Source organism: Acinetobacter sp. OYA S30, from assembly GCF_033599315.1.
Taxonomy (GTDB): domain Bacteria; phylum Pseudomonadota; class Gammaproteobacteria; order Pseudomonadales; family Moraxellaceae; genus Acinetobacter; species Acinetobacter baumannii.
Genome location: NZ_JAWVAV010000003.1, coordinates 116155 through 142900 on the forward strand (window position 1 = coordinate 116155; position 26746 = coordinate 142900).

Consider the following 26746-nt stretch of genomic DNA (forward strand, 5'->3'; position numbering starts at 1 on the left):
CGGATGATATCAAGTGCAAAGCAATCGCGAAAATCAGGCTGAGGCCTTATTAAATCATATCAACAGATATCAAGCCGGTCGACTAACGGTCTTTCTTGGTGCGGCACCAGGTGTAGGAAAAACCTATGCCATGCTCGCCCGCGCTAAAGAACTATTTCAACAGGGCACAGATGTTGTTGTTGGTATTGTTGAAACCCACGGAAGAATTGAAACTCTAAAAATTTTGGAAGGGTTGCCTCAAATTGCTAGAAAGGAAATGCAATATCAGGGGCATACTTTAGAAGAAATGGACTTGGATGCTATTTTACTTAGGCATCCGCAAATCGTTTTAGTTGATGAACTGGCTCATCGCAACGTCCCAAATAGTCGCCATGAACGACGTTGGCAAGACGTCAATGAATTGCTAGACGCAGGTATTGATGTATTCACCACTATAAATATTCAACATTTAGAAAGCTTAAATGATGTGGTGTACCAGATTACGGGAATCCGAGTAAATCAAACGGTACCAGATCGGGTATTTGATCGTATTCGGGACATTCGCTTAATTGATTTACCCGTCAGTGAACTCATTGAAAGGCTCCATCAAGGAAAAGTCTATGTACCAGAGCAAGCAAATCTGGCATTACAAGGCTTTTTTAGCATTTCAAATTTAACAGCATTACGTGAACTCGCAATGCAATGCGTTGCTGAGCATGTCGATTCAGACTTAAAAGAGAGTTATGCCTCAAAGGGATTGAAATCTATCTCGTTGCAAAATGAATTGATGATTGCGATAGATGGGCAAGGCTCTTCTGAATATTTAGTGCGAGCAGGCTGTCGTTTAGCAGAACGTAATGGTGCTACATGGACTGTAGTGAATGTTGCTAAAAGTTCGGACTTTGGACAGAGTTCAGCGAATTCTTATAAAAAAGAATACATCGAGATTGACCGTGCATTTGAGCTGGCTCGGCAACTCGGTGGTCGAACAGAAGTTTTATATGGGCATCGAGTTGCATCTGTTCTAATGGATGCCGCCGTTGACCGAGGTATTTCCAATCTAGTCATTGGTAAAAGTATTTCACCGTGGTGGTTAAAGTTATTTAAGAAAAATTTAGCTCAGCAATTATTAAATCAAGAAAACTCGATTGCTTTAACAATATTGCATCCAGAACAAGGCACTAAAAAGATTAATCAGCTCAAAAAACCTTCATTTTTATCATTAAAAGAAAGTGTTTTTGTTTTAGCTGTTACATGCGCAAGTATTTTTATAGCTCACTTCGCAGAAGTTCTATTTGGTATTGAAGACTTCTCTGTCATTTTTATTATTTCTGTTTTAATTGTTGCAACGAAAACCCGAATGTTAGCTGCAGTAGTGGCAGCCTTAATATGTTTTTTGGCCTATAATTTTTTCTTTATTGCCCCGCGTTATACCTTTCAGATTTCAGCACACCAAGGGGTGGTCACCGTTGTTGCTTTTTTTGCAGCAGCTTTAATTGCTGGCCGTTTGGCTTCTCAGTTACGCCAGCAAGTTTTATCTTTAAAAGCTGCGAATGCCTACACTACGGTAATGCAAGACTTAGCACGTAAGCTTTCTAGCGCAGTAAACCTTGAAGAAGTCATGCAAACAGGACGTATGACTTTAGAAACACAACTTCAAACTAAAGTGTGGATTTCTATTCGAGATAAGGTAATTTCATCTGATATTGAGCTAAATGATAAAGAAAAAGTAGCCGCAGAATGGTGTTTGAAACACAAGCAGCCATGTGGGCGTTTTACCGATACTTTGAGTCAGTCAAACTGGTGGTTTTTACCTCTTTTAGAACAAAAAAATAGCTTAGGTATTGTGGGAATTTACTTTAAGGATGAAGTGGTTTCCTTAAATTTTGAGCAAAAGAAATTGACTGAAAGTGTAATTGAGTACATTGCGCAAGCAGTACTTCGAACCCAATTGGTGAATGAACTTGAACAAGCAAAAGTCACCAGTGAAACAGAGCGCTTACGTTCTGCTTTATTATCTTCGGTATCGCATGATTTACGCTCACCACTCGCTTCTATCATTGGCGCAGCAGACACACTTGCCAATTTTAAAGCTGAAATGACAGAACAAGACCAACAAGATCTGCTTGAAACAATTCATTTAGAAGGTGAGCGCTTAGACCGTTATATTCAAAACTTGCTTGATATGACCCGTTTGGGACACGAAGGTCTAACTTTAAAAAGGGACTGGATTGGGGTGGATGAATTAATTGGTTCGGCAACCCGCCGTTTAAAGCGTTATAAACCAGATACGCAAGTGGTCGTTCAGTTACCTGAGCAACCGATTAGTTTGTATGTTCACCCAGCACTGGTAGAGCAAGCTATTTTTAATGTTTTAGAAAATGCGGCAAACTTTTCACCTCCAGATGAGCCAGTCATGATCCGTACTCATCTTTTGTCAGAAGATGAAGTAAAAATAGAAATTGAAGATAAAGGTGTAGGAATCCCTGAAGACGAAAGACATCGCATTTTCGATATGTTTTATACTATGGAGCGTGGAGACCGTGGAAAATTCGGTACAGGTTTAGGGCTTACAATCGTAAAAGCGATTATTGGTGCTCATATGGGTACAATAGAAGCATTTTCGGGGCGCCAAAATAAAGGTACTTTAATTCAAATCAAATTACCCCTTCATCCAGTAAAAGAATAAGTTGTAAATTCATGATAAGTTCAGAAACATCACCTGTAGAAACACGTATTGTGATTATTGATGATGAGCCTCAAATCCGTAAATTTCTAGACATTGCTTTAAGAACTCAAAAATACAAAACCACGCTCTGCGAAACGGGTTACAAAGGCCTAGAGACTTTGGCAACCCAAGGAGCTGATTTGGTAATTCTAGACTTAGGCTTACCCGATTTAGATGGAAAAGAAGTGCTTCAAGAATTACGTAGCTGGTCGAATGTTCCCGTTATTGTGTTATCTGTACGTGCTGATGAATATGAAAAAGTTGCTTTGCTCGATGCTGGCGCAAATGATTACATGACTAAGCCTTTTAGTGTGCAAGAGCTTCTGGCACGCATACGTGTCATTCTAAGAAATCAACCGATTCAGCAAGAAGCTCATGTGTATGACGATGGCTATCTTAAAGTCGATATTACGCAACGTTTAGTTTGGGTCGAGCAACAGCCAATTACTTTAACTCGAAAAGAGTTTCAACTTTTGACGCTCTTAATGCGCTATCAAGGGCAGCTTTTAACACAGCCACAGCTCTTAAAAGAGCTATGGGGACCCACCCATCAGGAAGATACGCACTATTTACGTATTTTGGTGGGTAAATTGCGCAGTAAGTTGGGAGATAACGCGATTCAGCCACGTTATATTGCTACTGAACCAGGTGTTGGGTTACGTTTTTTAGCTAAACAGAAAAATCATTAATTAGATGTAAAAAAACCTTAGGGTATTTCTCCCTAAGGGTTTGCAAAGTGGTTTATAGTTTTTTTGCTCTTTTTATTTTATATATCCCAATGTTGTTCTGCTTCAGTCATTTGACTGTAAATATTTTGATATTCAGCCTGTTTAACCGTGTACCAATGTTCTACAAAGTCTGCCCCTAAATACCCTTTTAAAATAAGACTTCCTTTAAATATTTTTAAGGCCTCTGGTTGGTTGTTAGCTAATAAAATGTGCTCGTCTGGAAATTTTAAAAGATGTGCAGGTTTTGGCAGTGGTAACTTATGAGATAAGCCATAAGACGCGCCCGCTAAAATAGTCGCTGTTACCAAATAGGGATTACAGTCCGCTCCAGCAACACGATACTCTAAGCGTTGATTTTGTACGTCTGAGCATGGAATTCGGATTGCAACATTTCGGTTGTTAGTATCCCAATTAGCTTCTAATGGCACGTGATGACCAATTTTAAAACGTCTATAAGAATTAATATTAGGCGCTAAAATCGCCATAGATGCAGGCATTAATTCAATGAGTCCACTAATTGCGCTCAATAATTTGGCTGCAAGCTCATCTTTTTCTTCTTCTGAGCTAAATATATTTTCATGGTATTGATTAAGCAGACTCATATGAAAATGCATGCCACTACCAGCTTTTGCCAAGTTCGGTTTCGCCATGAAACAAGCAGTTAAGTCATGCTTTCTTGCGACTTGTTTTACAATTCTTTTTAAAGCATTAATTTGATCGCAGAGTTTTAAAATGTCATGGCTGTGTTGAAGGTTTAATTCATATTGTCCAGGGGATGACTCTGCAACAATAGCGGTAATTTCAATTGATTGTAGTAGGGCAGCTTTTTCAATTTCATCTAGGACTTGCTGATAATTATTTGGCGCATCTATATCAAAACATTGGTTTTCTGAACATATTTCAGATTGATGCTGAGGTGAGAAAAGATAAAACTCTAGCTCGGCAGCCATGACAGGGAAATAATTATTAGTATGTAACTGATTTAATAATTTTTTTAATATATTGCGTGGTTCATAGCGACAGTCTGAACCATCTTCTTCTTGCATTGATAGGTAAAGCTGAGCATTTAATTCTGGGGATAAGGCACTTGGTTGCAAGCTGCCTAAAATGGGCAGGCAAAGTCTATCTGGTTCACCAATATATTTTCCCAGACCTGTTTCTTCAATCACTTTCCCATCAAGGCTCATGGCATAAACAGAAAGAGGAAAATAGCATCCATTCGATAGATTTTTCAGACTCTTAACGTCAATACGTTTACCACGAAAATGCCCGTTTAAGTCATGTAGACAAATATCAATGTGCTGAGTGTGAGGATATAAACTTAAATATTCATCAACTTCTTTTAAAAAAAGCTCTGAGTTGAACGTATGAATTTGCGTTTGTGGAATAAAATCATCTGATATTTTAAATGCCTTAAAGTGAGAATTTTGTAAGTTTAAATTTGGGTAAATAAGCGTACTCATTATAAAAAACCTTGGTGGTTATTTAGCTAAAATCCTAACGTAGCCTTTGAAATTAATCTCGTAAAAAAAGAGTAAAATAATGAAAGGTTTTTTTATGGGGTTTATTGTTTTTATTTATTAATAATCAATCTCTTGAGTTTGATTTTTATAATCAATTTTTAAAGTAAAATTAGTGTATAAGAGCAGTCAGCGCATTATAAAATTCTACGGATTTCTCTTTTTAAAATTAAACAAAGCTAAAAATTTAAGCTTCTCATTTGGTGAGATGGTCAAACTGCTTTAAACTTAAATGCTTATCCAGTTAAACATTTATGTATAAATCTTGAATTGAGCAAGGCTTATATAGCACATGTACTGGAATTTTATTTTTTGCGTTTTTAAATTTTATTTTTGAGTTTTCTTAATATGAAAAATATCGGTTTAGCCATTTTAGCAATCAGCCTTTCAGGTTGTGCTGCAATGAGCGTAGAAGAATGTAAGACTGCGAATTGGTCATTAGTGGGTGAGAAAGATGGTTCAAAGGGATCTTCGCCACGTTTAGATCAATATTACAAAGCGTGTGGAAAAGCCAATATTGTTCCAGATCAAAAGTCATATGAACGTGGGTATAAAGAAGGCCTTGGTTATTATTGCCAGCCAGCAAATATTTTTTATAATGCTTTAGAAGGTAACGGTAATATTAATGTATGCCCAGTTGAGCAGCGTAATCGTTTAAGACCTTATTATCGAGCTGCCTCAGATTACTACAATGCAAAAGCTGAATATGATCGTTATGACGAGAAGTTTAAGCAATATTCTGATAGCGCTTATAACGAAAAATTAAAGCCAGAAGAGCGTGAACGTTATCGTAAGCTTTTAAGAGAATTACAAATTGATCGTGACCGTATTAACAGAAACTATTGGAACTCAATTCGAGATATCGAACGCTTCAAATATGATCATGGATTAAAATAATATTTTAAAAAAGGATTGATCCGAATGGGATCAATCCTTTGTTTTTTTAAAGATAATAACTCGTTTTTGTCATTAACTTTGAAATAGCAGTCATTGTGATTTTTACTGCATATGGTAATTCAACACCACCTGCTTCAAGTGCAGTATGACGGTGATGCAATTCATCTTCATTCATTTGCTCTAGAATTTTGCGCGAGCGTTCATCTTGAGCTGGTAACTGGTTTAAGTGATCTTGCAAATGTAGACTAACTTGACGTTCAGTTTCAGCAACAAAACCTAAGCTATATTTATCACCTGCAATACCGGCAAGAGCACCCATACCATATGAAAGGCCATACCAAATCGGGTTCAATAAGCTTGTATGACTATTTAGCTCTTTTAAACGGTCTTCACACCAAGCTAAATGGTCTTGTTCTTCAATCGCTGCCTGTTGCATTTCGCGGCGTACATTTGGCAATTTCGCTGTCAATGCTTGCCCATGATAAAGTGCTTGAGCACACACTTCACCACTATGGTTAACACGCATTAAACCTGCAACATGGCGAGCATCTTCTACACCAAGTTTTGCTTCTACTGTTTCAGCTGGATTTTGGCGCTGTGCTGCTGTTGCACCCGGAACAAGACTACGTAATGCTTGATCAAAAGAGTTAATAAGTTGATCAATTCCAGTATAGTGGCGCATAAATTAGTCCTCCAAAGAAAGATGTGCTGTGGCAAGCATTGGTTTTAGTCGGGCAAGAAGCCATATACTAAAGATTGCACTAAGTACAGCTGTAATAATAAATAGTATTTTAATATCAATTTTTAAAACACTTAAGATTAAGATTGAGAAAATTGCAGAAGAAACCATAAAAACGGCATTTAAGATGTTATTTGCTGCAACCACTCGGGCACGATGTGAGCGTGGTGAGTAAGCCTGCATCATGGCATATAGAGGAACAATATAAAAACCGCCACTAATACCCAATAAAGTCACAGCAATCATGACATGGTAGTAAACCCAGCCTTGGGTGAAAACATCTTTTAAAGTCAGTAATGCTCCAGTTCTTTCAGGTACAAAAGCCAGACTGGCTGCAAGGTAAAGCGCAAAAACAGTAAGGCCAACTGCACCGATTGGCACCATTTTAATATTAATTTCTGAACCACCGATTTTGCGGCAAAGAAGAGAACCCACACCAATACCGACTGAAAAGAAAGTGAGTAATAGGCTAACCACATTTTCCGATGCATGAAGGTTTTGCTGAGTCAACTGCGGAATTTGGGTTAAATAAGTCGCTCCATAAAACCAGTACCATGAATTACCTAACAAAATTGTAAACACTAACGGTAAGCTTTTGGCATATTTAATAGTTTGAAAGCTTGTACGAATAAAGTTCCAGTCAATATCTAAATCAGGTGCGGCAACTTTTTGTGGCAAGATGAAACGGCTGAATAAATAACCTATGCAAGCAATCGCTACTACAGTAATACTAATCCACAATAAGTTTCCATCTGATGATGCAATTACGGCACCGCCCAAGATCATTCCGAATAAGATGGCCATGGATGTACCAGACTGAAACAGGGCATTGCCAGACATGAGTTCATGTGGTTTTAAGATTTCTGGCAAAATGGCATATTTAATGGGACCAAAGAAAGTCGAATGTGTGCCCATCAAAAATAGGGCTAAAAGAAGCAACCATAAATGCCCCAATAAAAAACCGGCAGAACCGATGAGCATAATAATGATTTCTAAAATTTTTATGCCACGGACAAGTTGTGAGCGTTCATACTTATCCGCAATTTGTCCGGCAGTTGCTGAAAAAAAGAAATATGGCAAAATAAACAACAATGCTGCTAAATTATTGAGTGTGCTTACTGGGGCAGATTGTTGCTGAATCCAACCATAAGTAATGACTAACAATAAAGCTTGCTTATAAACATTGTCATTTAATGCGCCAAAAAACTGGGTAAAAAACATCGGTACAAACCGACGTGATGTCATCAGGGATTCATCTTGTTTCATCATGTGCAAGCTTCATTGAGTTTTATAAAAAAATGTGACGGAGTGTTAATTTGCATCTAAAACCATGTATGATATTTTTAACGCTTGATTAAATGAAAAATCAATGGTTTTGAGTGAGTTTTGTCCTCATATTGGTGCGTTTATTAAAAAATAAGTTTAGAGTTTTTCATGCCTTCTAAAATTAAGTTTAAACAGTCAACTCTTTCTCACTCTATGCATTTAATCTTAAAAATGCAGAGTATACCTAAACTTATTTGTAGCAGCTTATTATTAAGTTTATGTGTTACTCCTTGTTATGCTCAAAGTTCGGCTGAGACCGTTACACCAGAAGCAAATCAGTCGGTAACAGATTCATTGGTACAACAAACTAATACAAATAACCCAAGTGATGTTCCAATTACCGATGTCGCTACTCTTGTAACTCAAGCACAGCAACAACAAGATAGCTTGGCTATATTGCAACAACAAGAACAATTTCCGAATCAGATTGAAGAATTTAAGCCAATTACGCTTGATAATCTTGAAGACTTACCGGTTATGCCTGTTGATCAGAATATGGCAAATGAAATTTATCGGGTAGCAGAAGAGGCAAAAAACGAGGCTCAAAACTTCCAGAATGGTACGCAAAAACAACCAGAAATGGTGGTGAATGACGCATCACAAGCAGAATTACATGAAATTAATCAGGCCCCTGTAAATATTGACCAGCTCATGCATGAGATTCAATCTGATAGTAAGATTGTGGTTGAAGCCAATGAAACAGGAAAAACTTTACCTGAGCTTACTGCTGCCGTTGAAGAGCCACCCGAAGAAAAAGGTTTCTTTAGACGTATATTCAATAAAATCCGTCCACCTCGGGTAATTCCAATGGAGCAGATACCCCGTATTACTGCTGAGGTTACGGGTGCGCCAGATGATTTAGCTAAAAATATCAAAGGTAAATTATCTACATTTACCCAAGAATCATTTGAAGATTTTAATGCAGCGCTACCGCAACTTAGGAGCTTAAGTAATCAGGCTGCTCAAGCTGTAGGTTATTACAATGCTGAGTTTCGTTTTGAAAAGTTAAGTGCCAGTCGCGTACGCGTTAATGTAACGCCAAATGAACCAGTACGGATTAATGAACAAAACATTGAATTTACTGGTGCTGGTGCAAAACAGCCACAATTTCAGGTCATTCGTTTAGTTCCTGACCAAGATGTAGGTGATATTTTTAATCATGGCCTTTACGAAACCACAAAAAGCCGAATTGTCGATGCTGCATCGGATAATGGTTATTTTGATGCGTATTGGCGTTTACATGACGTAAAAGTGAGCCAACCTGAAAATAAAGCGGATATTAACCTCAAGTATGAGACTGGTGAGCGTTATAAGCTTGGTAAGGTTGAGTTTCGCATGAGCGATCCATCAAAACCATTACCTTTAAATATGAATATTCTTGAAAGCATGGCACCGTGGAAAGAGGGTGATGACTATGCTTTTTGGCGTGTAAATGTTTTAGCAAATAACCTGACTAACTCACGCTATTTTAACTATACCTTGGTTGATTCAATTAAACCCGACCCAATTGAAAAACCACTTGAGTTACCACCCGATTTACAAGCGTTGGTCGATCAGCAGAATGTTGATATTGACGAATCGAAGCTGCTTCCTTTAGAGCAACAACAACTTGCCAAAGCACGCCAGTTGGCTTCCTCAAGTAAAGAAGTAACACAAAATGTGGTAGATGAAAAACAATTTGCCGGAACTGAAAGTGTACAAGCCGCCCCTGCATCTTTAAAAGCTGCAACTGTACAACATGAAGAACAAGAGTCTGAACAAGACCGTTTACAGGCTCAAGCTCGGGAAGAAAAACGTATACCAGTGATTGTGACGTTAAATGCCGATAAACTAAATAGTCTGGAAACAGGTATTGGTTATGGTACCGACACTGGCGCTCGTTTACGTAGCCAATATAGACGTTCGATTGTGAATAAATACGGTCATTCATTTGACGCAAACTTGGAGCTTTCCCAAATTCGTCAATCTATAGATGGGCGCTATAGTATTCCTTATAAACATCCGTTAAATGATTACTTTAATATTGTGGGTGGTTACGAGCGTGAGACGAGGGATGATATTGGTCCGGATGTAAGTTTACTTACAGAATCGGCAGTTTTAGGGGGTGAGCGAGTTATTAAAAAACCGCTCGGAAACTGGCAACATACTATTGGGGTACGTTATCGTCTCGACCGCCTAACTCAAAAGGGGAATGTGGATATCTCTGAGCTACCAGATGCATTTAAAACTGCTGCATCAGAGCAAGAAGCATTATTATTTAGTTATGAGACCTCTAAAACTTCAAGTAATACACGCTTAAACCCGACCAAAGCTTTTAAACAAACTTATAAATTAGAATTAGGTAGTGAAAGTTTACTTTCAGATGCCAATATGGCGATTGCAACTGCGGGTTGGAGATTTATTTATTCTTTAGGTGAAAATGATGACCATCAGTTTGTTGGGCGGTCCGATTTTAGTTATATTTTTACCGATGAGTTTGATAAAGTTCCATACAATTTAAGATTCTTTACTGGTGGTGACCAGACAATTCGTGGTTTTGATTATAAAAGTCTTTCACCAGAAGATAATGGATATAAGATTGGTGGACAGGCTCTAGCAGTAGGCTCTTTAGAATATAACTATCAATTCAAAGAGGGTTGGCGAGCAGCTGTTTTTTCTGATTTTGGTAATGCTTACGATAAGAGTTTTAGTAATCCGACGGCCTATAGTGTGGGTGTTGGTATTCGTTGGAAGTCCCCAATTGGACCAATTCGTTTAGACGTGGCTTCTGGTATTTCTGATGATAACCATCCGATTCGTTTGCATTTCTTTATTGGTCCACAACTTTAAAAATAAAATTTTATTAGGTTTATTTTATGGCGGAAGTAGAACAGCAGCCCACTTCGGCACCTAGCTCTCCTAAGAAGCGACGTATTTTGCGTAGCTTCTTGCTGACAATCTTGATCATACTTTTATTACTTGTTGCTTCCATCATTATTATGATGTCGACTGACCGTGGAAGTCGTTTTTTATTAGATCGTGTTTTACAAGCTCAGCAAGTCATTAAATACGAGTATGAGGGGGGTAATTTACTCAGGGGAATTATTCTTAAAAATATTATTGTTCAGTTAAAAGAAGTTGACGTTACTTTAGATAGAGCTGATGTCCGTTTAGGGTGGCGTTCTTTAATATTAGAAAAAGAAGTGCATTTGAGCAATGCAGATGTCCGTAACCTAGTTATTATTAACAAAGCTCCGCCATCGGATAAGCCATTTGAGTTTAAACCCATTAAATTACCATTTGTGCTTCGTGTAGATGTTGGAGATGTTGATCATTTAGAAATTAAAAATTCAGGTTCTGTCGTAAATTTCCATGATGTTCATTTAAATGATGCTTTGTGGTCAGAGACAAAACTGAAATTTGAAAATTCAAGTATGGATATGGGGTATCTTTCTGTTCATAACGCAACAGGAAATATGGACTTTAGCGGTAAATATCCACTGAATGCGACTGCAGATTTAAGAATTCCTTCTTTAAAAAGTTTAAACATCCAAAATATTAAGGTGGCAGCGCGAGGTAGTTTAGATACCTTGCAAGCCGGTGTGGCAACGACAACACCAGATTTATTAACAGGTTGGGTTGTTTTACATCCTGTTCGTCATGAAGTGCCTATGCAAGGTGCATTGTTACTCAAAAATTATCACTTGCCTTTACTGGTTGAGCAAAAATTATTTGCTAAAAACGGTGTAATTAAATTTCAAGGTGATATTAAACAACTCAACTTAGCACTTGAGACAGATTTAAAAGGGGAGAATTTACCTGAAGGCCAGTACAACGCCTTAATGAATACTGATCTGGTTCATCAGTTGAATATTACTGATTTTAACGGTCAGGTCATGAAGGGTGCAGTTAATCTTAAAGGATTAGTGAACTGGAAAGATCATGTCACTTGGGACATCAAAGGTCGCCTAGATCATGTTAATCCTAAAGACAAAGCTATTCCACAGGTCGTTCAGGATTTCTTGCCGCCAAGTCTAGATGCAGCCGTTTCTTCAACTGGCTCTTTGGAAAAAGGTACGGAAGTATTTGCCAATGTAGACTTTGACCGCTATGAATCTTGGAAACTTAAACTAACCCAAGCACCTGAAAAGAATAAGAAGCCACAACCAATGTTTATGAATGTGGCTTGGGCAAATATAGATCGTGCTATGCCATATATAGGTTGGTTAAGTAGTGATAGTGGTCAAGTTGATTTGACTTTGCGAGATGGTCAGCAAGATATTAAAGTTTCGACAAAAGTATATCAGCATGAACAGACCTTATTACCGGCTGGACAATATTTAGCAACTTTGAATGTTAAAGATAATATTCTTAATGTTCCTAGTTTTAGTTTTGCGGCTCAAAAGGGTAGCCTCACAGGTCAGGCCAAAGTCTTATTACCAAGTGAAAAACGTCAGCTGGCATGGAATGCATTATTAAATGCAAAAGACTTTAATCCACAAAGTATACATACAGCGGCGCCAGTTAACTTGCTCAACGGATCAATTAAAGCCAGCGGTTTTGCAAAGCCAAATCAACAAATTATTCAGCTTGAAAAAATTGATTTAAAAGGTCGCTTGGCTCAAGCAGGTCAAGAAATGGTTGCGCTAGCTGGAAAAAGTACAGCAGCTTTATTATTTAATGATGTTAAAGCAGGTGGTGGTTTTAAAGGCTTTGCGGTCAATTATGACGGATCTTTAAAAGCACTTAATCAAGCCAATGGACTATTAAAGTTTTCTATTGCAGGTACTCCAGAATTTATCCGAATTAGTCAGTTACAACATGATGGTGTTGCTGGGAAAATCTATGCGACTGGGGCATTAAATTTAAAAGACCGTATTGCTTGGGATATTAATAGCTCGTTAGTACGCTTTAAACCTCAATATTTTGCCTCTAGTGTAAAAGGCGAAATTTCAGGAAATGTAAAAACACAAGGCATCTGGTCTGACAAGTTAAAGCGTATTGATATTCAACAATTGAACCTTGCGGGTTATTTGAATAATAAGCCAGTCAGAGGTAAAGGTAACTTATCCATACTTATGGATTCGAACCAAAAAGGTTTTTTACCTCAGCAATTTGAGGCAAATAATCTATTTTTAGTTTATGCACAAAACCAGTTGCAGGCGACTGGTAATGCACAGAATTTAAAAATTAAGCTGAATGCACCTGCGCTTTATGAGTTGTATCCGGGTTTAAGTGGACGTGCATATGGAGACTTGAGTGTCCAATCTCAACCGCGTTTGAAAGCTACGGCTAATATTGCGGTTGATAATTTTGCATTTAATACATTAGTCAGTATTAAAAAACTTCGTATCCAGGGTGAATTGCCTACTTCCGAAACAACACCAACTCAGTTAACAGCAAAATTAGACAATTTACGTAGTGGTAGCCGTCAAATTCAGTCTGCTGAGGTGAATTTAACAGGAACAAGAAAAGCACATTTATTAAAAGTGCAAGGAAATAATAATGTTTCTAAATTCTATGTTCAGTTAGCAGGTGGATTTAATGCGAAGAATGATTGGTTAGGGCAAATTCAAAAAGGAAGTTTTGATTCAAGCCGAATTCGTCTAGCACAAAATCAAAATGCACCAGTTGTTTTCTCATCGGCACGTTCTGAATTATATGTTGGGCAACATTGCTGGCAAAGTACAAATAGTCAGTTGTGTCTTGACCAGCCTGTGCGTGTGAGTAAAGCACAAGGTAATATTTCATTTGTTACTCAGAATCTAGATTTAGGTGATTTTGCTGCGTTCATGCCGGAAGGTTTGGCTATGACTGGCCAACTTAATGGTTATGCTAAAGCCTCTTGGGTAAATGGCGGGCATCCTAAGCTTGATGCACGCTTAGTGACCAGAAAAGGTGAACTGGGCTTAGCAGCGGAAGACCCGCAAGATCCACCGACTACTTTGGCTTATGATGAACTGAGTGTAATTGCGAAAAGTATTTCAGAAGGCTTATTGTTCCGTGTCGATGTAAAAACACCTGATATTGGTACAGGATATGCGAATGTTATTATTAATCCATACCAATCATCTATGCCGATGCATGGAGAGGTAGCTTTTAACGATGTACAGTTAAAAGTGTTAAAACCATTCATTCAAGATGTACGTTCAATGAGTGGTACCTTAGCCTTAGCTGGCAAAGTGAATGGTACTTTGACCCAGCCACAGTTTACGGGCGAAATGCGTTTGAAAAACGGGGCGATCAGTATGATTTCCCTGCCGGTTAATTTAACCAATGTACAGGTGTATTCATCTATTCGTCAGGACATGGCAACAATTGATGGTGCATTCAATAGTGGACAAGGTGTAGGGTTACTTAAAGGTAGTTTTGACTGGAAAAATGCACCGCGTCTACAGTTAAACTTAAAAGGTGATAACTTACTTGTACGTCAAGCTCCATTAATTACGGCCATTGCAAATCCGAATTTGACACTTGATATGTATCCTTTTGATAAGCGTTTAAGCTTGAAAGGATCAGTAGATGTTCCTCGTGCACGTATTTCAATGCCTGAAACAACTGCACCGGTGGTTAACACATCTTCAGATGTTCGTATTGTTCGCCAAGGTCAGGACCCACTTGCAATTTTACGTGCGGCAAAACCGTGGGATATCCGTGCAGATATCTCGGTAAATATTGGCAATCAAGTCATCTTCCAAGGCTTTAACAGTAATATTCCTTTAGTGGGACGTTTGAATTTAACTCAACGCGGTTATGAAACGGCAATGCGAGCAATGGGTGCTATTGGTGTAAGTCAAAAAGTGAAAATTGAGGCCTATGGTCAAAGCCTAGATTTAAACCGTGCAATTGCCCGTTTTAATGGTCCATTAGCAAACCCGACGTTAGATATTGATGCGAATAAAAATGTTCAGGGTAGTATGGTTGGGGTTCGTGTCACTGGTACTGCTACATCACCAAACATTCAAGTTTATAATGATGCAGGCCTTTCTGAGCAAGAGGCATTAAATGCACTCGTGACAGGGCGTATTAATGAAGGTGCAAGTGGTTTAAGTAATGCAGAAGGCTTTAAATCTGATGTGAACAATACAATTGCTGCTGCCGGTATTAGTATGGGCTTGGGTGGTACTCGTGCTTTAACGAATCAAATTGGACGTACTTTTGGTTTGAGTGGTCTTGCATTAGATGCTCAAGGTACAGGGGATGATACTCAAGTAAGTTTAACTGGGTACATTACACCTGATTTATTTATTCGTTATGGTGTGGGAGTGTTTACTCCAGTCAATAAACTGACGTTGCGTTATCAAATGAACCGCCGTTTGTATTTGGAAGCAAGTCAATCTTTAGAACGAGCAATAGATTTATTCTATAACTGGCGATTCTAAACGCTTTAAGAACACTAAAAACCGAGATGAAAACATCTCGGTTTTTTATTGAAGTTGGGCAAAAATAAAGACATATAAGTAGAATTTTTGCAAAGTCTGCCAGATTCAGTATGATGTGGGCAGCATAGTCTGTGTAGAGTAATGATGAAAAAAGTTTTATTTGTTTTAATGGGCATGTTAATAGTCGGCTGTACAGAAAAAAAGCCTTTAACACCTGAAGAGCAATGGCATGGCTATTGTACAAGTGTGGGGAATGCGGCAAGAAGTATTCTGTTTGATCGTCAGCAAGCAATTGAAAAGTCTCAAGCCATTGAGCATGCTAATAAAATTGAAGACGAAATTACGAAAAAATTCATCTTTAATATTATTGAAAAAGTTTACGCCATTCCACAAGACGAATTAAAAACGAATCCAGAAGCCTTGCAAGAAAAGATTAGAAAACAAATGACAGATGAGTGTTTGGTTACCCCACATGACAAAATGCCAAACTACAAAAAATTCTAAGTGTATAAGACATCGTCAAACACTCCACTAAGGTGGAGTGTTCTTTTAACTTAAAATACCGCATGATAAATCCATTATTAAGATCATTATTTATACACGGGTATTTAGTTACAAAATAATGGGCATCACGGAGAAACACCCCGCGCTCATTAACTTTTGGCTTGAACTCTAGTAAAATTTTGTAGTCCATATTACTTGTGAAGCTTTGTGAAAGCTGGAATTTACAAGTAATTTTTTAAAAAAAGAGGAATGAACACCGTGCTAGAAGCTTACCGCCAACACGTTGCTGAACGTGCCGCACTCGGAGTCCCACCGAAGCCACTTGATGATGCTCAAACTGCTCAACTTGTTGAGTTATTAAAAAACCCACCGGCAGGTGAAGAAGCATTCTTGGTTGATTTGCTTGAAAACCGTGTTCCTGCAGGTGTTGACCAAGCAGCTTACGTAAAAGCAGCTTTCTTGGCAGCGATTGCAAAAGGCGAAGCGACATCTCCGCTAGTTTCTAAAGAACGTGCAGTTTATTTACTAGGTACGATGCTTGGTGGCTATAACGTAGCGCCTTTAGTTGAGCTTCTGGATGATGCTGAATTAGGTAGCTTGGCTGCTGAAGCTTTGAAAAAAACATTACTTGTATTTGATGCGTTCCATGACGTAGCTGATAAAGCTAAAGCTGGCAATGCAAATGCAAAAGCTGTTTTACAATCTTGGGCTGATGCTGAATGGTTCACTAGTCGTAAAGATGTACCAGAAGAAATCAAAATCACTGTGTTCAAAGTAACAGGTGAAACAAACACTGATGACTTGTCTCCAGCTCAAGACGCATGGAGCCGTCCAGACATCCCATTGCATGCAAATGCAATGTTGAAAAATGAGCGTGATGGTATCAACCCTGAAAAACCAGGTGAAGTTGGTCCATTAAGCCAAATTAAAGAACTCATTGCTAAAGGCAACCAAGTTGCTTATGTAGGTGACGTTGTTGGTACAGGTTCATCTCGTAAATCTGCAACAAACTCTGTTCTTTGGTTCTTTGGTGATGAAATCGCTCACATTCCAAACAAAAAAGACGGTGGTGTGTGCTTAGGCGGTAAAATTGCTCCGATCTTCTTTAACACAATGGAAGATGCTGGTGCGTTACCAGTAGAAATCGATGTTTCTAACATGAACATGGGTGACGAAGTTACTCTTAAAATCGATCATGCTGCTGCAAAAGTAACTGCGTTCAAAAATGGCGAACAAATCGCTGAGTCTGAACTTAAAACTCCAGTACTTTTAGATGAAGTACGTGCTGGTGGTCGTATTAACTTGATCATTGGTCGTGGCTTAACTGCTAAAGCGCGTGAAGCTTTAGGTTTAGCTCCATCTACATTATTCCGTACTCCAGTACAACCAGCTGACACTGGCAAAGGTTTCACTTTAGCTCAGAAGATGGTTGGTCGCGCATGTGGTCTTCCAGAAGGTCAAGGTATCCGTCCAGGTACTTACTGTGAGCCTAAAATGACTACAGTTGGTTCTCAAGATACAACTGGTCCTATGACTCGTGATGAGTTAAAAGACTTAGCTTGCTTGGGCTTCTCTGCTGACTTAGTAATGCAGTCTTTCTGTCACACTGCTGCTTATCCAAAGCCAGTTGACGTACAAATGCAACATACACTTCCAGACTTCATCATGAACCGTGGTGGTGTATCTTTACGTCCAGGTGACGGTATTATCCACTCTTGGTTAAACCGTATGCTTCTTCCAGATACAGTAGGTACTGGTGGTGACTCGCATACTCGTTTCCCAATTGGTATTTCGTTCCCAGCAGGTTCTGGCCTTGTAGCTTTCGCTGCTGCAACTGGTGTAATGCCACTTGATATGCCTGAATCAGTTCTTGTTAAGTTCAAAGGTAAAATGCAGCCTGGTATCACTTTACGTGACCTTGTACATGCGATTCCTTACTATGCAATCAAAGAAGGCGATCTTACTGTTGAGAAAAAAGGTAAGAAAAACATCTTCTCTGGTCGTATCTTAGAAATCGACTTAACAGAAATGGAAACTGACTTAACAGTTGAGCAAGCATTCGAACTTTCTGATGCTTCTGCTGAACGTTCAGCTGCTGGTTGTGCAATCACACTTTCAGAAGAGAAAGTTGCTGAGTACTTACGTTCTAACATCACAATGCTTAAGTGGATGATTTCACAAGGCTATGGTGATGCACGTACGATGGCTCGCCGTGTTGAAAACATGGAAAAATGGTTAGCAAACCCAAGCTTACTTAAAGCTGATGCTGATGCTGAATACACTAAAGTGTATGAAATTGACTTGTCAGAAATCAAAGAACCTATCCTTTGCTGCCCGAACGATCCAGATGATGCAAAACTTCTTTCTGACGTTCAAGGCGACAAAATTGATGAAGTATTCATCGGTTCTTGTATGACTAACATTGGTCACTTCCGTGCTGCTGGTCAGTTACTTGAGAAAGTACCAAGCGGTTCATTAACAACTCGTTTATGGTTGGCTCCACCAACACGTATGGACGAACATCAGTTAATGGAAGAAGGCTTCTATAACACTTATGGCCGTGCTGGTGCGCGTACAGAAATGCCTGGTTGTTCATTATGTATGGGTAACCAAGCACGTGTTGCGCCGAACACAACTGTTGTTTCGACTTCTACACGTAACTTCCCTAACCGTTTAGGCCAAGGTTCTAACGTTTACTTAGCGTCTGCTGAGCTTGCATCTGTTGCTGCTGTACTTGGTAAATTACCAACTCCAGAAGAATACCAACAATATGCAGCTCAAATTGACAGTATGTCTGCTGACATCTACAAATATTTGAATTTCGACCAAATGGGCGAATATACAAATGCTGCTGATAAAGTAGATACTAAGAAAATTGCTGCTGCTCAGTTGACTTAATAGGTCGATTTAGTATAAAAAAGGAGCTGATTATTCAGCTCCTTTTTATTTTAATGAGAATTGGTACATATTTTAATTGTTAAAATAATAAATTAATCATGTTTTATTCTAATAAAATGTAAAAATAAATATAACGCTAGATATTAAAGAAGATTTTGTTTTAAAATATTTGTATGAACTTAAAAATAATTAAAAAGAACATGGGTATTTTATATATGGAATTTAAAAATGCTAAAGACAATTGTTGAATTTAAATTTGATGATTATCAGCTATATGATCAAAATTTATCAGCAGAAGACGGGAATACTTTAGTACAGAAAACTGAAGATATTGCACAATATATTTATAGTATATTAAAAAATAGATATCACTTAAATATTGAGTTAAATGCTGAGCGTTGGGGCTGGGAAATAGAAGTGCCATTACCTGAGATTACGATGTATATCGGTATTAGCGTTTATGAAGAATACAGTAATGGTTTTGCAATATTCATTTCACCAAATACACCAATTTTAAGAAGATTTCTTTTTAGAAACTTAGATATTACTCACCATATTATGTTGCTACAAAATTATATTAATGTCATTTTGAAGTCCCATGCCGGTATATATGATGTGCAATGGTGGGAGGAAAATGAGTTTAGATATGTTGCAGCTCATTAAAATATAATTAGTAAATATGAAATATTATTTATGATTGTTTAGCTAATACAATTAATAAAATATTTTATTGGCCGCTATAGTGGTGAATTTACGTATGTGAGCTTAATATATGTTCAATATAACGTGGTTCAGATCCGTATGCGAATTTTAGCATGGAAGACAGTACGTCGGTTCTTCTATAACAACCTTCATAATCATGATTACGAAACGGCAGTAAGTAGATGTATTAACTACTTTTTAGTTTTCTTAATTATTGGGAATGTAGTTGCTGTATTACTAGAAACAGTAAATGATCTGTATTACAGCTACCGTATATGGTTTGACTACTTTGAAAATGTCTCAATTGCAATTTTCAGTGTTGAATATCTCTTACGGCTCTGGAGTATAGTCGAGCGTGATCCGACACAAGCTGCATGGAAGCAACGTTTAGCATGGATGAAAAGTGGTGAAGCACTGATTGACCTCATGGCAATTTTGCCTGCGTATCTAAATTTCTTTGTACGAATAGATCTTCGTATATTAAGAATTTTACGGTTACTTCGATTATTAAAATTAACTCGTTATTTCATCTCATTGCAAATATTGCTATGTGTGATTAAGCGAGAAAAAGGTTCTTTTCAGGCAGTGATTTTTATTTTAATCATTATGATTATTATGACTGCCTCTGGTATTTATGTCGTTGAGAATAAAGCGCAACCGGAAGCTTTTAGCTCTATTCCTAAAGCAATGTGGTGGGCGGTTGTGACTTTAACTACAGTCGGATATGGCGATGTCACACCAGTAACTAGTTTAGGAAAGCTATTGGGAGCCTTAATAACAATTCTAGGGGTAGGGATTGCTGCTTTACCGGCTGGTATTTTAGCTTCTGGTTTGGCCAATGAACTTAACCAGCGTAATCAGCGCCTTGAACAAGAGTTCCGTGAGTTACTTCAAGTGCGTGGTATTGATATCATGCATGATGAAGTTGAAATAGAACGTATTCGACAAAAAGTAGGGCTACCAAAAGAACAAGCGCATAATCTGATTATTCAAATTATGCGCGAAAAAGTATTAGAAGAGAAAGAAGCTGTTAGAGAGAAGAAATGTTATTGCCCGCACTGTGGTGAAAAGTTAACAGATTAGAGATTCAACGAAAGCCTGATCATACTCAGGCTTTTTGAGTTGCTTTTTCTACAGCAAATGCAATGAGTAAGATAATAAGGCCACCAAGGCTCAGTACAAAACCTACCCAGATTGGTGCAATCCAACCCATCTGATGGCTCAGTACCCAACCACCTAAAAAAGCGCCTAATGCATTAGCAAGATTAAAGGCGGAGTGGTTAAGTGAAGCTGCTAGCGTTTGTGCATCACCTGCAACATCCATGAGGCGTGTCTGTAAAGCTCCACCTAAACCCATAACGGTTAGGCCAATTAAGAATAAAGAGCCAATTGCGCTATAGATATTACTCATTAGAAAGCTTGCGACTACAAATGCGATCGCTGAGCTAATGAGTACGCCCACAATAGTTTTATTGAGGTTTTTATCTGCAAGCCAACCCGCAGCTAAACCACCAATCACCATCCCGATGCCCCACAGCGCTAATGCAATAGGAACAATCTGGATATTAACTTTGGTGTATTCAGTGAGAATTGGTGAGACATAGCTATATACCGAGAACATGCCCCCAAAACCAATTGCGCCGACTGCAAGGGTTAACCACATATTTATATTCTTAAGACCAGCTAATTCTGTTTTTATGCTGGCAGTAGCTTGAACTGGAATATTCGGTACAAAGCAAGCTACAGCAATTAAAGTAAAGAATGCGATCGTTGCTGAAAATTCAAAACCTGCTCTCCAGCCAAAATGTTGACCTAACCATGTTGCTAAGGGTACGCCAATAACGGTAGCAACAGTCAGTCCCATCATCATTTGCGCAACTGCTGAAGCTCTTCGTGAAGGGCCTGCTAGTTCAGCCGCGACTAAAGCGCCGACACCAAAATATGCGCCATGAGGTAAACCTGCAATAAAACGAGAGACTAAAACGGTTTCTGGGGTATGTGCTAAAGCTGTGCATGCATTGGCAATACCATAAAACAGCATGAGGCAAAGCAATAGGGTCTTTCTAGGTACTTTGGCACCCAAAATGGCAATAATAGGGGCACCAATAACAACACCTAATGCATAAGCACTAATAAAATGCCCTGCTTCAGGTACTGTAATCTTTAAATTGTGTGCAATTTCCTGAATAAGACCCATTGCGACAAATTCTGTAGTGCCAATACAGAAACCGCCTACTGCGAGAGAAAAAATTGCCAAGAAGAGTGAGTAATGTCGAGGGGAAGATGAAGGGGATTGGGGTGACGCCATAATAAATTAATAAAAGGAAACTCAAAAAAGAAAGTATAAGGGAAAAGAGACCAAAATAATAAAAAACTAGAATCTCGAGAGGAAGTTTGCACATTTAAAACCGGAATATTTTATCTTTATATTGAATAATTTATCGAATTGTTTTATCAAATTGGATATGATGAGCGCGTAATACTTTAAGCATTACAATAAGTTGTATAAATACTTAAGAAATAGAGAAGTTAAATCGTGAGAAAATTATGTATTGCCTGCCTTATTGGTATGGCTATGTTATCTATGTCTGGTTGTGCCGTATTTATGGCTGGCAATCAACCAAGTAAAAAAAATTTAAATGTTTTAAATCCGGGTAGCTCTCGTAATTATGTTATTGCAGAGTTTGGGGCACCTGTATTGTCTGAGTACCGTGATGGGACAAGAGTTGAAATCTATACATTCCAGCAAGGTTATTCAAAGTGGGTGAAAGTAGGTCGTGCATTTGGGCATGGGGTTGCAGATGTTGCCTCAATAGGTTTATGGGAAGTATTTGGAACTCCAGCTGAAGCATACTTTAATGGTAAAGAAACAACTTATGAAGTGACTTATGGTGAAGATGATTTAGTAAAAAGTTATAAGCTTATTGACTTTAATCAAGCTTTTCCAAAAGTAAAAGAACAATGAGGTAATGAAAGAGGCCACTTGGCCTTTTTCTTTTTATATAAAAATCTTTAACTTAAATTTATTAATGATAATAAGAATTATTTTTATTTGTGTATAATACATTTGCTTATGATTTGTCTGTAAAAATTTAAATTTTCCTAATTAGGATCGAGAAAGAATGAATAGATTATTAGTAACATCACTTATTTTTGTATGTAGTTACAGCCTTGCTCATGAACCTTATGTTGCGCCATTAGCGTATAAAACTGAGCAGACACAAGTACCGGTAGTAGCTGGTTATGCTGAAGAAGCACTAAATAGTGAATACGCTTTAAAAGATGCCAAGCTTACCGTCATTACCCCTAAACAAGATCCTAAAGTTATTAATGCTGAAGCCCTACATAAATCTGTAACTGTTTTCGATGTTGCTTTACCGGAAGACGGTACATATATTCTGCAAACTCAGGCGACTTACCCTTTAAAATATGTATATGATCAAAAGGAGTGGCATTTATTTTTTGATTTACCAGCAGATAAAGCTCCGCCAAGAAAAGAGCGTGACTATCTAATTCCTGCTGATCTTAAAACTAAAAAAATTAAAACAGAGGAAGTAACAAGAGAATGGGTGTTACAAAGTTATCTTTCAAAAGGTAAAGTTTCAGATATTCAACTTCCAAATACACCAGTTAAAGTTAATTTTTCTGTTCATCCTAACCAGCTTAAAGTTACTCAAGCAGTTCAGCTAACCATAAGTGAAAAAGGCAAGAACCTACCTTATGCTGAAATTAATTTAAGAGAGAAAGGTGCAACTGATAAACAAGTACTACTTTTTAAAGCTGATGATAAAGGACAAGTTGAACTTAAATTTCCAAAAGCTGGAGAATATTTAATGGAAGTCACAGCTCCAGTAGATTTAAGGTTAAAGCCTAAAAATCAAAATTATACGATTGTTAGCTTACAAGTGACCGAGTAAGAATATTTCATTTTATAAAAAAATAGATCTGACTGGGTCTATTTTTTATTTGTTAGTAAAGTCCATATCTAATTAACAAAAACTTATGTTGAGACAAATTAATTAATTTTGTGATAAGATGAATGGTATTCATTAGTGATGATTTATCTCCGTTAACTCTGTTTAGTAATAAACAAGAGATAACTTGAAAATTTATAGATAAATTTATGTATTCAGGCTTGTGCCCATGTTAGAAATTCGACACCTTAAAACTTTAGTTGCTTTACGTGAACATGGTTCACTGGTCGCTGCAGCTAATGACCTATGCTTAACGCCCTCGGCTATTTCTCACCAATTAAAAGAATTAGACCATTGGTATGGGGTAGAGGTGGTTAATCGCCGCAGTCGCCCTGTTAGTTTTTCTAATGTAGGACAACGCCTACTTAAGTTAGCTGATGATGTATTGCCGCAAATTCAGATTACTCAGAGTGATATTACACGTATTGTGCACGGACAAACGGGCAGAATTATTTTTTCATCTGAATGTCATAGCTGTTTTGACTGGCTAATGCCTTTACTCAATCAGTACCGTCAGCAATATCCAGACGTCGATTTAGACTTTGCTTCGGGGTTCGAAGCGAACCCACATGAACTTTTACAAAATGCTGAGTTTGATTTACTTATTACAGCCGATCCGATCGCACTAAAAGGAATCGAATACTTCCCGATTTTTGAATATGAGTCGCGTTTGGTTTTATCAAATACTCATCGATTGGTTCGTGCTGAAAATATTACTGTTCAGGATCTCGCAGAAGAGGTTCTTATTACTTACCCGGTTGATAAGCACCGTTTAGATATCATGTCGAAACTGTTTATACCTGCAAATATTCAACCAAAACAAATCCGAACAACAGACTTAACGCAAATGCTTATTCAACTTGTTGCGAGTGGCCGAGGTATTGCTGCTTTGCCAGATTGGGTAGTGAATGAATACGAACAAAAGGGATGGGTGACTAGCCGCCGTTTAGATTGTGTTTCTCCAGCAGGTTTAAGACGTACATTGTATGCAGGTTATCGAACTGAAGAAAAAGAGAAGAGCTACTTTGAAGGTTTCTTAAAGCAGCTAGAAAAGTTTTCTTTAAAACGCACTTCTTACTATTCAGGCTAAAAGTACTTATTTAGCCTAAGCATTTATTAAAAGGTACCTTCGGGTGCCTTTTATTTACCTATAAACAAAGATAATAGACCTGCTGCAATCAGCGGGCCAACAGGTACACCACGGAGTAACGCTACACCTGCAACCGTACCAATAAGTAAGCCTGCCACAACATCAGGTTGGCTCGACATAAGTTTTACACCACGACCACCTAGCCACGCGACGAGCAGACCAATTGCAATAGCGACCAAAGATTTAAAACTAATAAAGGATTTTAAAATACTCTCTCCACTAAGCTTGCCACTTGCAATAGGGGTGAGTACCCCAATTGTTAGAATAAGTATGCCTAAGTTTAGTCCATGTGCCTGAATATAAGGAAAAAATTGATTTAATGGTGTGATTTTTATGACGATTAAAATACCTGCTGCGATGGTTACAGCTGCATTTTGACTTAGTAAACCGCAGATAAGTAAAACTAATAAAACAACTAAATTAACATCAAATTGGGCAAGCATGAGAAGCGGCAAGAAAAGCAAATAATTTGAATTGTATAATAATTGAGAGCCAAAATGTCAGAGCTTTTAAGGTTAAAAAAGATCAAACAAAGGCTTTTTAGTGGAAATTTTCTTGTATATGACTCAATGATAAAGAGTTTTATCTGTGGTTACGCTTGGAAACAATGTTATATAAATTAACAACTTAAAAAGTATTCTTTTGAGAGAGTGTGATATAAAAATAATCACTACTCATGAGTACAGGATTAATCTTATGGATATTATAGATATCAAGATCAAAGATCAATTTGATCAAATTCATGACGCGAAAGCTCAATTAAAGAAGAATTTAGTTGAACATGAAAATGAGCCTTTAAAGCTAAGTCAGCGTATCGAACATATTATTGTAGATAATGAGGTGATCTTACCCACTACAGAATTGCTATTTGAAAGTGAACAAAACGAAAAAATTTATCGTGTTATTGAAGAATAATTCAAAGTTAATGAAGTTAAATGCGAAGATGATAAAGCAGAAGGTAATAAAACACTAAAATTACGTTAAAATAATGGTTTCGTTTTAAAGAGAAAGCTTTATGCTGCTGGAAAAAATTTTACAATCACAAGGGTTTGGTTCACGTAAATATTGTCAGCAGTTAATAAAAAATGGTTCAGTAAGTATTGATGGGGAGGTTGTGAGTGATCTCAAAAAGCAGTTCTCCCCAGAAAATTTTGAGTTTTCCGTTTTTGGTCAAAATTATCAATATAGAGAAAAAATTTATATTGCTCTAAGAAAACCTCAAGGTTTTGAGTGTTCTCATCATCCTCAGCATCATCAAAGTGTTTTTAGCCTACTGCCTGAGACCATGATTCATCGTGGTGTGCAGGCGGTTGGACGCTTGGATCAAGACACAACGGGTCTGCTTTTACTTACTGATGATGGTAAATATCTACAAGCTTTAACTCATCCTCGTAAACATGTACCAAAGGTTTATCACGTTACAACTTACGACCCCGTAACCCCTGAGCAAATTGAAATGCTTACTCAAGGTGTTAATTTACACCAAGAAAAGGGGGTATTTGCTGCCACAGATGTAGCACTACTAGGAACTCATCAATTAACGATGACTATTCATCAAGGTGTTTATCATCAAGTCAAAAGGATGATTGCCGCCGTAGGCAATAAAGTCGAGAAATTACATCGACATCAAATTGGACAATTGGTTTTACCTGAAATTGAGGAAGGGAATTGGGTATATTTGTCGGAGCAGGAAAAACAACTCGCTCAAAATCTTATTTAAGAAAACAATGAAATGTCTGAAACTCACTGTCTCTAATAAATCCCATTTTTTCATAGAGGCGGTGAGATTCATGATTATTCGATTGGGTCTCTAGGCTAATACGTAAAGCATTTTCTTGTTTTGCAAATAAAATCGCTGTATCAATGAGCTGTTTTGCTGAGCCTTGACGACGGAATAGGGGGGTAACATATACATCATCTAAGATGTAGTAAGTTGAACAAGCAACTGAAGAAAAACCTAAATAAAGCAATACGAATCCAGTAATTTTTTCGTCCTTAATATGGATGAAAAATACGCTCTCTTTATTCTCAAAACGTTGTTTTAAAAAATGATGGGATTCTTCGAGATTAGAAGATGCACCATAAAATTGACGGTATTCATCAAATAGGACAGCGAGTTGGCTTAGATCTTCATAGGTCGCTCGTCTTACAATCATTAGGCGCTCCTTGTATTTATGTTTATATTTTTACAAAGAGAGCATAACTAAAAAAGAAGCGAATTGACGTTAAAAGTTGTTTAA

19 protein-coding genes and 1 pseudogene are annotated in these 26746 nt (G+C 37.8%); 14 read left to right on the forward strand and 6 right to left on the reverse strand.

The window, feature by feature from the left end; all coding sequences use genetic code 11:
* Nucleotides 1–13 precede the first annotated feature (13 nt).
* Both R5R67_RS02740 and R5R67_RS02745 read left to right on the forward strand, forming a co-directional pair.
* Nucleotides 14–2668 (forward strand): sensor histidine kinase, encoded by a 2655-nt coding sequence (locus R5R67_RS02740; RefSeq protein ID WP_001191596.1) that lies wholly within the window; start codon nt 14–16, stop codon nt 2666–2668.
* 11 nt (nt 2669–2679) lie between these two features.
* A complete protein-coding gene (locus R5R67_RS02745) occupies nt 2680–3396 on the forward strand; it encodes a response regulator (RefSeq protein ID WP_000625751.1) in 717 nt (238 codons plus the stop codon).
* Between the two features lie 77 nt (nt 3397–3473).
* Here the strand turns inward: R5R67_RS02745 and R5R67_RS02750 are convergent, their stop codons facing one another.
* Nucleotides 3474–4898 (reverse strand): glutamine synthetase family protein, encoded by a 1425-nt coding sequence (locus tag R5R67_RS02750; protein ID WP_000105617.1) that lies wholly within the window; start codon nt 4896–4898, stop codon nt 3474–3476.
* 405 nt (nt 4899–5303) lie between these two features.
* Here R5R67_RS02750 and R5R67_RS02755 point away from each other — a divergent pair, with 405 nt between their 5' ends.
* Complete coding sequence (locus R5R67_RS02755; protein WP_000789247.1) at nt 5304–5852, forward strand: DUF2799 domain-containing protein; 549 nt, start codon at nt 5304–5306, stop codon at nt 5850–5852.
* Between the two features lie 46 nt (nt 5853–5898).
* Here R5R67_RS02755 and coq7 read toward each other — a convergent pair whose 3' ends face one another.
* Both coq7 and R5R67_RS02765 read right to left on the reverse strand, forming a co-directional pair.
* A complete protein-coding gene (gene coq7, locus R5R67_RS02760; RefSeq protein ID WP_001216787.1) occupies nt 5899–6534 on the reverse strand; it encodes a 2-polyprenyl-3-methyl-6-methoxy-1,4-benzoquinone monooxygenase in 636 nt (211 codons plus the stop codon).
* Between the two features lie 3 nt (nt 6535–6537).
* Nucleotides 6538–7860 carry an MFS transporter gene (locus tag R5R67_RS02765; RefSeq protein ID WP_000977590.1) on the reverse strand — a complete coding sequence of 441 codons (1323 nt, stop codon included), beginning with the start codon at nt 7858–7860 and terminating at the stop codon, nt 6538–6540.
* Nucleotides 7861–8247: 387 nt separating this feature from the next.
* Between R5R67_RS02765 and R5R67_RS02770 the strand changes: the two are divergent.
* The 6 genes and pseudogenes from R5R67_RS02770 to R5R67_RS02795 all read left to right on the forward strand — a co-directional run.
* Nucleotides 8248–10746, forward strand: a pseudogene (locus R5R67_RS02770) (autotransporter assembly complex protein TamA); the annotation flags it as partial.
* A gap of 26 nt (nt 10747–10772) precedes the next feature.
* Nucleotides 10773–15278 (forward strand): translocation/assembly module TamB domain-containing protein, encoded by a 4506-nt coding sequence (locus tag R5R67_RS02775; RefSeq protein ID WP_318754747.1) that lies wholly within the window; start codon nt 10773–10775, stop codon nt 15276–15278.
* A gap of 141 nt (nt 15279–15419) precedes the next feature.
* A complete protein-coding gene (locus R5R67_RS02780; protein WP_000976734.1) occupies nt 15420–15782 on the forward strand; it encodes a hypothetical protein in 363 nt (120 codons plus the stop codon).
* A 258-nt stretch (nt 15783–16040) separates the two neighbouring features.
* The gene (locus tag R5R67_RS02785) at nt 16041–18680 is read left to right on the forward strand and encodes a bifunctional aconitate hydratase 2/2-methylisocitrate dehydratase (RefSeq protein WP_000888596.1); all 2640 of its coding nucleotides are present in this window, start codon (nt 16041–16043) and stop codon (nt 18678–18680) included.
* A gap of 228 nt (nt 18681–18908) precedes the next feature.
* Nucleotides 18909–19343 (forward strand): hypothetical protein, encoded by a 435-nt coding sequence (locus R5R67_RS02790; RefSeq protein WP_000920882.1) that lies wholly within the window; start codon nt 18909–18911, stop codon nt 19341–19343.
* 138 nt (nt 19344–19481) lie between these two features.
* Entirely contained in the window at nt 19482–20465 is a 984-nt protein-coding gene (locus R5R67_RS02795; protein ID WP_001221028.1) for an ion transporter, read from the forward strand.
* Between the two features lie 25 nt (nt 20466–20490).
* Here R5R67_RS02795 and R5R67_RS02800 read toward each other — a convergent pair whose 3' ends face one another.
* Nucleotides 20491–21690 carry an MFS transporter gene (locus R5R67_RS02800; protein WP_002014361.1) on the reverse strand — a complete coding sequence of 400 codons (1200 nt, stop codon included), beginning with the start codon at nt 21688–21690 and terminating at the stop codon, nt 20491–20493.
* 228 nt (nt 21691–21918) lie between these two features.
* Between R5R67_RS02800 and R5R67_RS02805 the strand changes: the two genes are divergently transcribed.
* From R5R67_RS02805 to R5R67_RS02815, 3 genes are all read left to right on the forward strand, one after another.
* A complete protein-coding gene (locus tag R5R67_RS02805) occupies nt 21919–22347 on the forward strand; it encodes a membrane protein (protein ID WP_001228338.1) in 429 nt (142 codons plus the stop codon).
* A 157-nt stretch (nt 22348–22504) separates the two neighbouring features.
* Nucleotides 22505–23299 carry a DUF4198 domain-containing protein gene (locus R5R67_RS02810; protein ID WP_001080974.1) on the forward strand — a complete coding sequence of 265 codons (795 nt, stop codon included), beginning with the start codon at nt 22505–22507 and terminating at the stop codon, nt 23297–23299.
* Between the two features lie 226 nt (nt 23300–23525).
* Entirely contained in the window at nt 23526–24446 is a 921-nt protein-coding gene (locus R5R67_RS02815) for a LysR family transcriptional regulator (RefSeq protein WP_000890088.1), read from the forward strand.
* 50 nt (nt 24447–24496) lie between these two features.
* Here R5R67_RS02815 and R5R67_RS02820 read toward each other — a convergent pair whose 3' ends face one another.
* The gene (locus R5R67_RS02820) at nt 24497–24949 is read right to left on the reverse strand and encodes a DUF441 domain-containing protein (RefSeq protein ID WP_000880860.1); all 453 of its coding nucleotides are present in this window, start codon (nt 24947–24949) and stop codon (nt 24497–24499) included.
* A 253-nt stretch (nt 24950–25202) separates the two neighbouring features.
* Here R5R67_RS02820 and R5R67_RS02825 point away from each other — a divergent pair, with 253 nt between their 5' ends.
* On the forward strand, nt 25203–25421 hold the full coding sequence (locus R5R67_RS02825) for a hypothetical protein (protein ID WP_000351255.1): 219 nt from the start codon (nt 25203–25205) through the stop codon (nt 25419–25421).
* 100 nt (nt 25422–25521) lie between these two features.
* Nucleotides 25522–26226 (forward strand): pseudouridine synthase, encoded by a 705-nt coding sequence (locus tag R5R67_RS02830; protein ID WP_000923645.1) that lies wholly within the window; start codon nt 25522–25524, stop codon nt 26224–26226.
* Here the strand turns inward: R5R67_RS02830 and R5R67_RS02835 are convergent.
* Nucleotides 26219–26662: a GNAT family N-acetyltransferase gene (locus R5R67_RS02835; protein WP_000637089.1), complete on the reverse strand. Its 444-nt coding sequence runs from the start codon at nt 26660–26662 to the stop codon at nt 26219–26221. The genes R5R67_RS02830 and R5R67_RS02835 overlap by 8 nt on opposite strands.
* Nucleotides 26663–26746: the final 84 nt, after the last annotated feature.